We start from the raw sequence: 11,986 nt of genomic DNA, 5'->3' as shown, positions 1-11,986 counted from the left end.
GCGTTGAACGCGATCGCCTCGTACCAGGACTTCGCGTCCCGGCACTTGTCACAGCACGACGGCGAATCGCTGCCGCTGTCGCCGTCGCAACCGACCGGGCAGCCCGGTTTGCGGGGCGGCCGGGGGTGCTCGACCTTGCCCGGGTGGATTTCGGGCTCCTCGATTCCCTCCGGGAAGGGATCGTGGATGGTGACCAGCTTGGTGCCGTCCGGAAAAGTGGCTTCCACCTGAACGTTCTTGATCATCTCCGGAACGCCGTCCATGACTTCGTCCCGGCTCAGCAACTGCCGGCCCGAGTCCATGACGTCGCTGACGGTGCGGCCGGCGCGTGCCTGCTCGAAGACGTGCACCGTCAGCAGGGCCATCACCTCGGGGTAGTTGAGGAGCAGCCCACTACTGCGGCGACGCTGCGCCACGTCAGCCGCCACATGGATCAGCAGGCGCTCCTGCTCATGCGGAGTCAAATGCACGATGAGCCATTTCTCTTGAACGGGCAGTGCGAGCGGCCGGGCCTGCGGAAGGAAACGGAACACGTCCTCGGGCGGCGCCAGTCGCTCACCGATCATGAGCGGCAGAGTTCATCGAGCAGGACACGTCATGGATCGCGTACACGATCAGGTGAAATCGAGTCGGGCAGTGCGCAGTCTCTGGCCTTCCGGCCGTATATGCCGAGGCTGCCGAAGCGGTCGGACGGTGCCGAACTCTCCGGCCTTGATGCCCGCCACGAAGGAGGCGAACGAGGTGGGGGAGGCGCTCAGTACTGGGCTGCCCGGGTTCTTGGAGACGCGGACGGGGACCACGCCGAGCGGGGCGGCGAGGTTCGCGGCGACCTCGATGCAGTCGCCGCCGTTGTTGCTGTACGAGGACTTGAACCAGCAGGGGGATTCGGTCGTGGTCGTCACGGGGGTGCCCCACAGTCAATTGCCGCTCGGCGAGGATCGCCCGCTCCTTGACGCGAGTACGCCGATAGACGCTGTGCCCGACGCGGGCTGCACGTACACGCTGTCCGTGCGACCCGTACGAGCCGTACACCGGGCGACGGATCAACATCCCTCATGGCTCGACCGGTTGAGTCACTGCACGCAGAACTCGTTGCCCTCGGGGTCGGTGAGCACCGTCCAGGTGCCGCCCTGTTCCGCCACCTCGCGGAGCACCGTCGCGCCCAGTCCGGCCAGGCGCTCCACCTCGGCCTCGCGGCGTTCCGGGCCCGCGTGCACGTCCAGGTGGAGCCGGTTCTTCACCGTTCTGGCCTCCGGGACGCGCTGGAACAGGAGCCGCCGGCCCAGTCCCGCCCCGCTGTCCTTGTCGTACGGGTCGTCGGGGTGCCGGACCCCCGCGAGGTCGCGCCAGGCGCGGCGGTCATGTGCCACGAGGGTGACGTCCTCGGGCACCGCGCCGAAGCCGAGCAGTCGCTCGATCAGGACGCTGTGGTCCTCGACGATGTATCCGAGGGCCTCGCCCCAGAAGGTGGCCTGGGCGTGCGGGTCGGTCGAGTCGATGACGACTTTCCAGTCCAGAGTCATGGAAACTGTTTATAGTGGTTACATGAGCGAGTCGTCAACGGACGTGCCGGGGCTGACACTTCGTACGCCGGAGGGTCGCCCCTACCGCTTCGATCCCGGGGCCCTGTGCCTGGAGCTGCTGCCCACCGGCGGGTACGCGCGGTACGCGGCGTACGAGGTGCTGCACACCCCCGAGGACCTGGTGCGCTGGGCGGGGGAGAGCCGGCTGCCGGGCGGTCTGTCGCTGTCGGTGAGCGCGGAAGAGCTGGCGCGGGCGCACGAGTTGCGTGGAGCGCTGTGGAATCTGACCGCCGACCGGGCGCACGGCCGCGCCCTCGCCCGGGCCGATCTCGCCGTGGTGAACGCGGTGGCGGCCGAGCCGCCGCTCGTCCCCCGTGTCGACCCCGGCAGCGGGGCTCTCGCCATGGCCCCGGACGCCACCGGAGCTGCCCTGCTCTCGACGGTCGCCCGTGACGCGGTGGAGCTCTTCACCGGCCCGTACGCCGACCGCATCCGCGAATGCGGCTCCGACAGCTGCAAGTTGCTCTTCGTCGACACCTCGCGGCCGGGCAGGCGGCGCTGGTGCGCGATGGAGCGCTGCGGAAACCTCCACAAGGTACGGGCGCACCGCGCCCGGCTGGCCACCGGCCCGGAGCCCGCGCAGCGCCCGCAGCCGTAGGGGCTCCCCGTCGTCAGGCCGTACCGGCCAGGCGGTCGAGGTAGTCGCCGATCGCCCCGCTCTCCGCGGCCGGGGCGATCAGGGCCACGTGGTTGTCGGGGCGGACCAGGACGAGGAGGGCGGTGGCCGGGGCGACGCCGTACGCCGTGCGGGCGTGGCCCGCGTCGTCGGTCAGGTCGCGGGGGGCTCCGGCGCCCACCCCGTACGCCCGCACCGTGTCGCCGTACGCCGCCTCCGTCGCGCGCAGTGCCTCGGCCGTGTCCGGGCCGAAGCCCAGCAGGGTGAAGTGCGGGCCCGCGAACGCCTCGAACAGGCGGGTCGGCGCGCCCGTCGCGGTGTCGAGGCAGGGGGCGTCCGGGGCGCGGTCGCCCGCCCGCAGCCGGGGGGTGGAGCCGGGGGCGGAGAGGGAGCTCCAGGGGTAGCCGAGGCCCAGGCCCGCCGTGTCCCCGGAGGTCGCCGAGTCCAGGCCGCCGCCCGGCTGCCGGATCGCTTCGAGGGTCGCCCGCAGCCGTTCGGCGGTGATGTCCAGCGTCCAGGAGGCGACGGGCAGCCGCTCCTCCTCGTAGGTGTCCAGCAGGCGGGCGTCCGACCGGCCCTCGACGACCCGGGCGAGCTTCCAGCCCAGGTTGTACGCGTCCTGGATGCCGGTGTTCATGCCCAGCCCGCCGGCGACGGAGTGCACATGAGCGGCGTCCCCGGCCAGCAGCACGCGGCCCACCCGGTATCGGTCGGCCAAGCGTTCGTTGACCCGGTACGTGGACAGCAGGGTGGCCTGCGAGAGGCGGGTCGCCGGGAGCCGGGTGTGCTTGGCGAACAGGCGCTGGAAGCTCTCCAGGGAGGGAGGTACGAGGGCTCCCGCCGCGTCCCGCTCCGGCCCCGCCTGGAACCACCAGCCCGTGCGTGTACCCGGGATCGGGCACAGCATCACGGCGCCGTCCTCGTCGAACCACTGGTGCCAGATACCGCGGTCGAGGCCGTCCACCTCCACGTCCCCGCAGACCATCGCCTGCTCCTCGGTCGTCTTCCCCTCGAACGGGATGCCGAGCATCTTGCGCACCGGGCTGTGGCCGCCGTCGCAGCCCACCACGTACCGCGCCCGAATGCTCCGGCCGTCGGCGAGGACGACGGTCACCGACCCGGGCCCCTGCGACAGGCCGGCCGCCTCGGAGCCGAGCTCCACGTGCACGCCGTACTCCGCCAGGCGGTTCCGCAGGATCTCCTCCAGCTGCCACTGGGCGATCAGCCGACCGTGGGCGTACGGGGTGTCCGGCGTCGGGTGCGAGGACTCGGACGGATCGGTGTCGGCGACCGGCAGCCCGTTCCGGTACTTACGCATCGGCAGCGGTCCCGATCCCGCGGCCAGGACCCGGTCGACGACGCCCAGGTCCTCCAGCACCTCCAGGGAACGGGGATTGGGGCCCTTGGCCCGCGAGCTGCGCGGGAATTCGGGGGACCTGTCGATGATCCGTACGCCGACCGAGCGCCGGGCCAGGTCGCAGGCGAGGGTCAGGCCGGTCGGACCCGAACCGACGATCAGTACGGGGGTGGTGGTGGCAGGCGCGGTTGTGGGCATGCGGGCTCCTCGGTCGCGGTTCCGTGGACACCCAGGAAAACGTAACCGAGTTAAAAAAAGCAACTAGGTAACTAAAGCTGTGCGTGCGGGGCGGGTTCGTCGGCCGGCGGATTCGGGCGCGGTGCCTGCCGCTGCGCCGCCTGGCGGGCCTCGCGCACCTGGATCCTGGTCCGCCGCGCCGTCCGGAACGCGTCCCAGGTCAGCAGGGTGAGCGCCAGCCACACCAGGGCGAACCCGGCCCACCGCTCCGGCGGCATCGCCTCGTGGAAGTAGAGGATGCCGAGCGCGAACTGGAAGACCGGCGCCAGGTACTGCAGCAGGCCCAGCGTGGAGAGCGGCACCCGGATCGCCGCCGCTCCGAACAGCACGAGCGGGACGGCCGTGACGAGACCGGCCGAGGCCAGCAGCGCCGCGTGGCCGGCGCCGTCGGAGGTGAACGTCGACTCGCCCCGGGCGCCCAGCCACAGCAGATAGCCGAGCGCGGGCACGAACATCACGGCGGTCTCGGCGGTGAGCGACTCCAGGCCGCCCATGTCGACCTTCTTCTTCATCAGCCCGTAGGTCGCGAAGGAGAAGGCCAGGACCAGCGAGATCCACGGTGGCCGCCCGTAGCCGATCGCCAGCACGAGCACCGCCGCGAAAGCGGTGCCGACCGCCACCCACTGCACGGGACGCAGCCGTTCGCCCAGGAGCAGGACGCCCATGGCTATGGTGACCAGCGGGTTGATGAAGTAGCCGAGCGAGGCCTCGACGACATGGCCGTTGTTCACGGACCAGATGTACAGGCCCCAGTTGACCGTGATCGTGACCGCGGCCACCGAGATCAGACCGAGCTTCCTCGGCTGCCGGACCAGCTCGCCGATCCAGGACCAGCGGCGCAGCACCAGCAGTGCGACGGCGACGAAGCCCAGGGACCAGACCATGCGGTGGGCGAGGATCTCGATCGCGCCGGCGGGCTCCAGCAGCGGCCAGAAGAGCGGGACGAGCCCCCACAGGCCGTAGGCGCCTATGCCGGACAGGAGTCCCGCCCGCTGTTCGTTGATCCCCTTCACGGGCCCTCCCGGCGTGTCTGCGTCAACTGCACGAAGGTAGCGCCGGGGAGGGCCCCATGTCATACCCGTATCGGGATACGGTCATGACACGGGGCCCCGAGGTGCGGGCGAACAGGTGTTACGCGGCGGCCACCGCGGCGGCCACCGTCTCGGCGAGCGGCGTCGTCGGGCGGCCGGTCAGCCGGGCCAGGTCGCCGCTCGTGGTGGCGAGCAGACCGCGCCCGATCGCCTCGTCGACGTCGACGAGGATCGCCGCGAAGCCCTCGGGCCGCCGTGCACCAGGATCTCCTGGTGCACGGCGGCCGGGACGTTCTTGTACTCGATCTCCTTGCCGGTGGCGGCGGAGACCGCGGCCGCGTACTCGGCGAACGACCAGGCGACGTCGCCGCTCAGCTCGTAGACCGCGCCGATGTGGCCCTCGCCGGTCAGCACGGCGGCTGCCGCGGCGGCGTAGTCGGCACGGGTGGCGGAGGCGACCCGCCCGTCGCCCGCGTTGGCGACGACGGCGCCGTGCGCCAGGACCGGGGCGAGGTTCGCCGTGTAGTTCTCGGTGTACCAGCCGTTGCGCAGGAAGGTGTGGGGCAGCCCGGAGCCGAGGATCAGCTGCTCGGTGACCTTGTGCTCGGCGGCCAGCTGGAAGTCGGCGTCGGGGCCGCCCAGTACGCCGGTGTACGCGAGCTGGGCCACGCCGGCCGTCTTGGCCGCGTCGATGACCGCGGTGTGCTGCGGCACGCGCCTGCCGCCCTGCTGGAGCGCTCGTACCGATTCAGCGAGCTGCGCCGCGAGGTGGGCGGCGTCAGCGAGAAGATGCTGGCCCAGACCCTCCAGACGCTGGAGCGCGACGGATTCGTGCACCGGGACGCGAAGCCGGTGATCCCGCCCCGGGTCGACTACTCGCTCACCGGTCTGGGCCGGGAGGCCGCCGAGCAGGTGTGGGCACTGGCCCGCTGGACCGAACGCCGCCTGGACGCGGTGCGGTCGGCGCGCGAGACGTACGACGAGCGCAAGGCGCACGCCCCGTAGCGCCCGCTTGGTCACTCCGGCTGGGGCGCGCGTCCCTCCTCCAGCTCACGCAGCGCACGCGACACGTCGAACGGCAGGATCGTCACCGCCACGTGCGGCAGCTGCCCCAGCGTTTTCGCCATCTGCTCGCCGGTGCCCCGGTGCAGCAGCTTCCCGAGCCAATTGGTGTACATCCGCCGCGGCACCAGCACCGTCAGCGAGGTCCGGCCGTCCTGTGTGGTGCGGGTGGCGAGCTCCTTCATCGCATGGCGCAGCCGCCGGTCCGGGCACGCCACCAGCTCCAGGGAGACGGATGTGGCGGCCGTCGCCTCCCACCGGGCGGCCAGCCTTCTGCCGTGCGCCTCGTCGATCGCGAAGTGCACCGCCCGGATCTCGTCCGGGCGCAGTTCGTGCGCGTACCGCAGTGCCTTGATCGTCGCCAGGTCCAGCGTCTCGACGAGGACGAAGACCAGATGACGCAGGTCCCGGGGCCGGTCGGCGCCCGGTGACTGGAGGCTCTGGAGCGCCGCGGACTCGCGCCGGTACTCGCGGTTGATCCGCATCAGCGCCCACACACCGAGCGGGAAGACCACCACGACCAGCCAGGCGCCTTCGGTGAACTTGGTGACCGCGAAGATCAGCACGACGGCGGCCGAGATGACCGCGGCGAGCCCGTTGACCGTGATCTTGAGCCGGCGGTACCGCTCCCGGCGCCGCAGGTGGTACGCGGTGAGACCGGCCCCGGCCATGGTGAAGGCGGTGAACACGCCGATCGCGTACAGCGCCACCAGCTTGTCCACGCTGGCCCCGGTGACCAGCAGCAGCGCCAGTGAGACGACGGTCAGCGCGATGATGCCGTTGGAGAACGCGAGCCGGTGCCCGCGCCGGGTCAGCTGCCGGGGCAGGAACCGGTCCTCGGCGACGAAGCTGGCGAGGAACGGGAAGCCGGTGAACGGTGTGTTGGCGCCGGTGTAGAGGACCAGCGCGGTCGCCAGCTGTACGAAGACCAGCCCGGCCGTTCCGAGCGGCCCGCCGCCGAAGGCGAGATGGGCCTCCTGCGCGATGACCGTCGGGGTGCCGTCGGCGTACGGGACGGCATGGGTGAAGTGCGCCAGCGTGGAGACGCCGAGGACCAGGACGCCGAGCACACAGCTCATGGTGATCAGGGTGCGGCGGGCGTTGCGGCCCTGCGGTTCGCGGAACGCGGAGATGCCGTTGGAGATCGCTTCGAGTCCGGTGAGGGACGAGCCGCCGTTGGCGAACGAGCGCAGCACGATGAAGAGCGAGGCGCCGTAGAGCCAGCCCTCGCCCTGGGTGCCGAGCGGTACGACCCCGGCGGCATGCAGATCGGCGTGCGGCAGCTCGCCCGTGAGCCCGCGCACCGCGGCGACGACGAGGACCAGCCCGACGGCGGCCATGAAGAGATAGGCGGGCAGTGCGAAGGCCCGGCCCGCCTCGCGGATCCCGCGCAGATTCCCGTACGCGAGGAGCGCGATGACGCCGACGGAGACCGGGAGCTGGAGGTGGTCGAGGCCGGTGAAGTCGCCGCCGACCAGATGGGCGAGCGAGATCAGGGCGTTGGTGCCCGCCGAGACCTGGACGGCGACGGTGACGATGTAGTCGACGAGCAGGGCCACGGCGGCGATCTGCGCGACGTTCGGCCCGAAGTTCTCCCGCGCGACGACATACGACCCGCCCGCCCGGGTGTAGATCATGACGACATCGCTGTAACAGAGCGTCAGAAGCAGCAGCACCAGCAGGATCGCGCCGGTCACCGGCATCAGAAGAGTGAAGGCGGCGGCCCCGACGACGGGCACGAGGACCCGGAGCATCTCCTCGGAGCCGTACGCGGACGAACTGATGCAGTCGGAGGCGAGCACCCCGAGCGCCGTCCGGTTGTTCAGCTTCTCCTCGCTGATGCGCTCGGTGGTGAGCGGTTTGCCGAGCAGACGCCGCTTGATGCGGTACACGGGACGGTCCAGGGTCATGGCCACATCGTGCGCGGCGGCCGGCCGTACCCCTGGGACGCCGTCGCCGGACGGGCCGAAATTCAGCCCGTCCGGCGACGGCATGATCCGGACGGCAGACTCAGCCGACGACCGTCCAGTTGTCGTTGCCGGCGAGGAGCGCGGCGAGGTCGCCCTTGCCCTTCTGCTCGACGGCGGTGTCGAGCTGCTCCGCCATGAGGGTGTCGTAGACCGGGCGGTCGACATCGCGCAGGACGCCGATGGGAGTCTGGTGGAGGGTGTCGGGGTCCGCGAGGCGGGAGAGGGCGAAGGCCGTGGTCGGGGACGGGCTGTGGGCGTCGTGGACGAGGATTTCGGACTCGTTCTCCGCGGTGACCGTCACGACCCGGAGGTCGCCGGTGGCCGGGTCGCGGACGACGCCCTTGCCGTTGTCCGCGCCGAAGCGGATGGGCTGCCCGTGCTCCAGGCGGATGACCGCGTCCTGCGCCCGGTCCTTGTCCTTCAGGGCCTCGAACGCGCCGTCGTTGAAGATGTTGCAGTTCTGGTAGATCTCCACCAGTGCCGTGCCCGGGTGGTCGGCCGCCGCGCGCAGCACGCTCGTGAGGTGCTTGCGGTCGGAGTCGATGGTGCGGGCCACGAAGGAGGCTTCCGCGCCGATGGCCAGGGAGACCGGGTTGAAGGGCGCGTCCAGCGAGCCCATCGGCGTGGACTTGGTGATCTTGCCGATTTCGGAGGTGGGGGAGTACTGGCCCTTGGTGAGGCCGTAGATCCGGTTGTTGAACAGCAGGATCTTCAGGTTCACATTGCGGCGCAGGGCGTGGATCAGGTGGTTGCCGCCGATGGACAGGGCGTCGCCGTCACCGGTGACGACCCAGACGGACAGGTCGCGGCGGGAGGAGGCGAGCCCGGTGGCGATGGCCGGGGCACGGCCGTGGATGGAGTGCATCCCGTAGGTGTTCATGTAGTACGGGAAGCGGGAGGAGCAGCCGATGCCGGAGACGAAGACGATGTTCTCCTTGGCGAGGCCGAGTTCGGGCATGAAGCCCTGGACGGCCGCGAGAACGGCGTAGTCGCCGCAGCCGGGGCACCAGCGGACCTCCTGGTCGGACTTGAAGTCCTTCATGGACTGCTTGGCCTCGGCCTTGGGCACCAGGTGCAGGAGCTGGTTGGCGTCAGGCATCGATGGCCTCCTTGAGTGCCGTCGCGAGCTGTTCGGCCTTGAACGGCATGCCGTTGACCTGGTTGTAGCTGTGGGCGTCGACGAGGTACCTGGCCCGGATGAGGGTGGCGAGCTGGCCGAGGTTCATCTCGGGGACGATGACCTTGTCGTAACGTCCCAGGACTTCGCCGAGGTTCTTCGGGAAGGGGTTCAGGTTGCGCAGATGGGCCTGCGCGATGGGCTGTCCGGCGGTGCGGAGCCGGCGGACGGCGGCGGTGATGGGGCCGTACGTGGAGCCCCAGCCCAGCACCAGGGTCCTGGCCCCGGAGGGGTCGTCGACCTGGAGATCGGGGACCTCGACGCCGTCGACCTTGGCCTGGCGGGTGCGGACCATGAGGTCGTGGTTGGCCGGGTCGTAGGAGATGTTGCCGCTGCCGTCCTGCTTCTCGATGCCGCCGATGCGGTGTTCGAGACCGGGGGTGCCGGGCACCGCCCACGGCCGGGCCAGGGTGCGCGGGTCGCGCTTGTAGGGCCAGAACACCTCGGTGCCGTCGGCCAGTTCGTGGTTGGGGCCGGTCGCGAACCGGACCCGCAGATCGGGCAGCTCGTCGGTCTCGGGGATCTTCCACGGCTCGGAGCCGTTGGCGAGATACCCGTCGGAGAGCAGGAAGACGGGGGTGCGGTAGGTCAGGGCGATCCGCGCCGCGTCGAGCGCGGCGTCGAAGCAGTCCGCCGGGGTCCTGGGGGCCACGACCGGGACCGGGGCCTCGCCGTTGCGCCCGTACATCGCCTGGAGCAGATCGGCCTGCTCGGTCTTGGTCGGCAGGCCGGTGGACGGGCCGCCGCGCTGGATGTCGACCACGATCAGCGGCAGCTCCAGGGAGACGGCGAGACCGATCGTCTCCGACTTCAGCGCCACCCCGGGCCCCGACGTCGTCGTCACCGCGAGAGACCCCCCGAAGGCCGCGCCCAGCGCCGCCCCGATCCCCGCGATCTCGTCCTCGGCCTGGAAGGTGCGCACACCGAAGTTCTTGTGCTTGCTCAGCTCGTGCAGGATGTCGGAGGCCGGGGTGATGGGGTACGAGCCCAGGTACAGCGGCAGGTCCGCCTGACGGGACGCGGCGATCAGCCCGTACGACAGCGCCAGGTTCCCCGAGATGTTGCGGTACGTACCGGCCGGGAAGGCCTGCGCGGCGGGTGCCACCTCGTAGGAGACGGCGAAGTCCTCGGTCGTCTCCCCGAAGTTCCACCCGGCGCGGAACGCGGTCACGTTCGCCTCGGCGATCTGCGGCTTCTTCGCGAACTTGGCGCGCAGGAACGCCTCGGTCCCCTCGGTCGGCCGGTGGTACATCCAGGAGAGCAGCCCGAGCGCGAACATGTTCTTCGAGCGCTCGGCCTCCTTGCGGGAGAGCCCGAACTCCTTCAGTGCCTCGACCGTGAGGGTGGTAAGCGGCACCGGGTGGACGTTGTACGCCTCCAGCGAGCCGTCCTCCAGCGGACTGGTCTCGTAACCGACCTTCGCCATCGGCCGCTTGGTGAACTCATCGGTGTTCACGATGATTTCCGCACCGCGCGGCACATCGCCGATGTTCGCCTTCAGCGCGGCGGGATTCATCGCGACCAGCACGTTCGGCGCGTCACCCGGCGTGAGGATGTCGTGGTCCGCGAAATGCAACTGGAACGAAGAAACCCCCGGCAGGGTCCCTGCAGGGGCACGGATCTCGGCGGGAAAGTTCGGCAGCGTCGACAGATCGTTCCCGAACGACGCGGTCTCCGAAGTGAAGCGGTCACCGGTGAGCTGCATACCGTCTCCGGAGTCACCCGCGAAGCGGATGATCACCCGGTCGAGGCGGCGGATCTCCTTCTCGCCGGCGCCCGCGTGACCGGAGCGGGGGGCGCGCTGGCCCCCGACGAGCGCCTCGTTGGCCTCATCGGCCTGTCCGGCTGGGCTACTGACCTGGCTGGTCACTGAACTGGACCTCCCTCGGGGCGGCGGCTCGGGACCCTCCGGCCCACCGGCGGTCCCCATGCCCACCCTACGTCGGTAAGGGTCGCCTTCCCTGGACCGATCAAATGGTGGACGTCATTTTGGGACGCGATTTGATACCGGTTTGTCACGTTTCGCAAGCCCCCCAGCCGTTCGATGAAGACGCTGTGCACTCATTCTTTGGTGCTAGGACCCCCGGTGACGTTCCCGGGCGACGGCACCCCGCTCCGGTCACCGCGACGGCCATGGCCGGCCGCGGTGACCGTCACCAGTTGCCTGACAGGGTGTCAGTTCCTCAGGAGTTCAGGTAGGTCAGAACGGCCAGCACCCGGCGGTGATCCCCGTCACTGGGAGACAGGCCCAGCTTCAGGAAGATGTTGCTGACGTGCTTCTCCACGGCGCCGTCGCTCACCACGAGCTGCCTGGCCACCGCGGAGTTCGTCCGCCCCTCCGCCATCAGACCGAGTACCTCGCGCTCGCGCGGTGTCAGCCCGGCCAGAACGTCCTGTTTACGACTCCGGCCCAGCAACTGCGCCACCACTTCCGGGTCCAGCGCCGTACCGCCCTGCGCCACCCGGACCACCGCGTCCACGAACTCCCTGACCTCGGCGACCCGGTCCTTCAGCAGATATCCCACGCCCCGGCTGGACCCGGCCAGCAGCTCGGTCGCGTACTGCTCCTCGACGTACTGCGAAAGGACCAGCACCCCGATCCCCGGATAGTCCTTCCGCAGCCGCACCGCGGCCCGCACGCCCTCGTCGGTGTGGGTCGGGGGCATCCGCACATCGGCGACCACCACATCGGGCAGCGCGTCCTGACCCGCCAGATCGCCCACCGTCTTGATCAGCGCCTCGGCGTCCCCGACTCCGGCGACGACGTCATGCCCCAGATCGGTCAGCAGCCGGGTCAGCCCTTCCCGGAGCAGCACCGAATCCTCGGCGATGACTACTCGCACCCTGTCCTCCACCATGAAGCCGTATCCCCCACTGTTCGCTGGTCCCGCGTGTACGGTCTCCAGCATCCCAGCATCGGTGGGGTGGTGTCCTCGGCCGCCGGGTGGAGTTC

At 70.4% G+C, this 11,986-nt stretch carries 9 protein-coding genes and 3 pseudogenes; 2 read left to right on the top strand and 10 right to left on the bottom strand.

All coding sequences use genetic code 11. From position 1 onward, the window contains the following. Nucleotides 1-176 precede the first annotated feature (176 nt). The 3 genes and pseudogenes from BT364_RS44185 to BT364_RS14735 all read right to left on the bottom strand — a co-directional run. Nucleotides 177-470: pseudogene (locus tag BT364_RS44185) on the bottom strand (urease subunit gamma); the annotation flags it as partial. 219 nt (nucleotides 471-689) lie between these two features. Next, nucleotides 690-902: pseudogene (locus tag BT364_RS14740) on the bottom strand (DUF397 domain-containing protein); the annotation flags it as partial. A 171-nt stretch (nucleotides 903-1,073) separates the two neighbouring features. Beyond that, complete coding sequence (locus BT364_RS14735; protein WP_072485599.1) at nucleotides 1,074-1,523, bottom strand: VOC family protein; 450 nt, start codon at nucleotides 1,521-1,523, stop codon at nucleotides 1,074-1,076. Between the two features lie 22 nt (nucleotides 1,524-1,545). On the opposite strand from BT364_RS14735, the gene BT364_RS14730 reads away from it, so the two are divergent. Continuing rightward, on the top strand, nucleotides 1,546-2,181 hold the full coding sequence (locus BT364_RS14730; RefSeq protein WP_072485598.1) for a CGNR zinc finger domain-containing protein: 636 nt from the start codon (nucleotides 1,546-1,548) through the stop codon (nucleotides 2,179-2,181). Between the two features lie 13 nt (nucleotides 2,182-2,194). On the opposite strand, the gene BT364_RS14725 is transcribed toward BT364_RS14730, so the two are convergent. The 3 genes and pseudogenes from BT364_RS14725 to BT364_RS14715 all read right to left on the bottom strand — a co-directional run. After that, nucleotides 2,195-3,754 carry an FAD-dependent monooxygenase gene (locus tag BT364_RS14725; RefSeq protein WP_072485597.1) on the bottom strand — a complete coding sequence of 520 codons (1,560 nt, stop codon included), beginning with the start codon at nucleotides 3,752-3,754 and terminating at the stop codon, nucleotides 2,195-2,197. Nucleotides 3,755-3,825: 71 nt separating this feature from the next. Further along, complete coding sequence (gene rarD, locus BT364_RS14720) at nucleotides 3,826-4,806, bottom strand: EamA family transporter RarD (protein WP_072485596.1); 981 nt, start codon at nucleotides 4,804-4,806, stop codon at nucleotides 3,826-3,828. Between the two features lie 118 nt (nucleotides 4,807-4,924). Beyond that, a pseudogene (locus BT364_RS14715) lies at nucleotides 4,925-5,547 on the bottom strand (NmrA family NAD(P)-binding protein); the annotation flags it as partial. On the opposite strand from BT364_RS14715, the gene BT364_RS14710 reads away from it, so the two are divergent. Then, nucleotides 5,485-5,829, top strand: coding sequence for a winged helix-turn-helix transcriptional regulator (locus BT364_RS14710; protein ID WP_072485814.1), 345 nt, complete (start codon nucleotides 5,485-5,487; stop codon nucleotides 5,827-5,829). The pseudogene BT364_RS14715 and the gene BT364_RS14710 overlap by 63 nt on opposite strands. Before the next feature lie 11 nt (nucleotides 5,830-5,840). Here the strand turns inward: BT364_RS14710 and BT364_RS14705 are convergent, their stop codons facing one another. From BT364_RS14705 to BT364_RS14690, 4 genes are all read right to left on the bottom strand, one after another. Continuing rightward, nucleotides 5,841-7,796, bottom strand: a complete 1,956-nt coding sequence (locus BT364_RS14705; protein WP_072485813.1) for an APC family permease — start codon at nucleotides 7,794-7,796, stop codon at nucleotides 5,841-5,843. A 100-nt stretch (nucleotides 7,797-7,896) separates the two neighbouring features. Next, entirely contained in the window at nucleotides 7,897-8,955 is a 1,059-nt protein-coding gene (locus BT364_RS14700) for a 2-oxoacid:ferredoxin oxidoreductase subunit beta (protein ID WP_072485595.1), read from the bottom strand. Beyond that, entirely contained in the window at nucleotides 8,948-10,903 is a 1,956-nt protein-coding gene (locus tag BT364_RS14695) for a 2-oxoacid:acceptor oxidoreductase subunit alpha (protein WP_072485594.1), read from the bottom strand. Before BT364_RS14695 ends, BT364_RS14700 begins: the two co-directional genes overlap by 8 nt. Nucleotides 10,904-11,216: 313 nt before the next feature. After that, a complete protein-coding gene (locus BT364_RS14690) occupies nucleotides 11,217-11,891 on the bottom strand; it encodes a response regulator transcription factor (RefSeq protein WP_177328130.1) in 675 nt (224 codons plus the stop codon). Nucleotides 11,892-11,986 lie beyond the last annotated feature (95 nt).

It is taken from the genome of Streptomyces atratus, from assembly GCF_900119365.1.
In the GTDB taxonomy this organism is placed as follows: Bacteria; Actinomycetota; Actinomycetes; order Streptomycetales; family Streptomycetaceae; genus Streptomyces; species Streptomyces atratus_B.
This window is presented reverse-complemented; position numbering and strand designations above follow the sequence as displayed.

What these genes read in the sequence shown, in the direction of transcription:
- BT364_RS14725 (WP_072485597.1), bottom strand. Translation starts at nt 3,754, where the DNA reads ATGCCCACAACCGCGCCTGCCACCACCACCCCCGTACTGATCGTCGGT.
- BT364_RS14735 (WP_072485599.1), bottom strand. Translation starts at nt 1,523, where the DNA reads ATGACTCTGGACTGGAAAGTCGTCATCGACTCGACCGACCCGCACGCC.
- BT364_RS14705 (WP_072485813.1), bottom strand. Translation starts at nt 7,796, where the DNA reads ATGACCCTGGACCGTCCCGTGTACCGCATCAAGCGGCGTCTGCTCGGC.
- BT364_RS14730 (WP_072485598.1), top strand. Translation starts at nt 1,546, where the DNA reads ATGAGCGAGTCGTCAACGGACGTGCCGGGGCTGACACTTCGTACGCCG.
- BT364_RS14700 (WP_072485595.1), bottom strand. Translation starts at nt 8,955, where the DNA reads ATGCCTGACGCCAACCAGCTCCTGCACCTGGTGCCCAAGGCCGAGGCC.
- BT364_RS14690 (WP_177328130.1), bottom strand. Translation starts at nt 11,891, where the DNA reads ATGGTGGAGGACAGGGTGCGAGTAGTCATCGCCGAGGATTCGGTGCTG.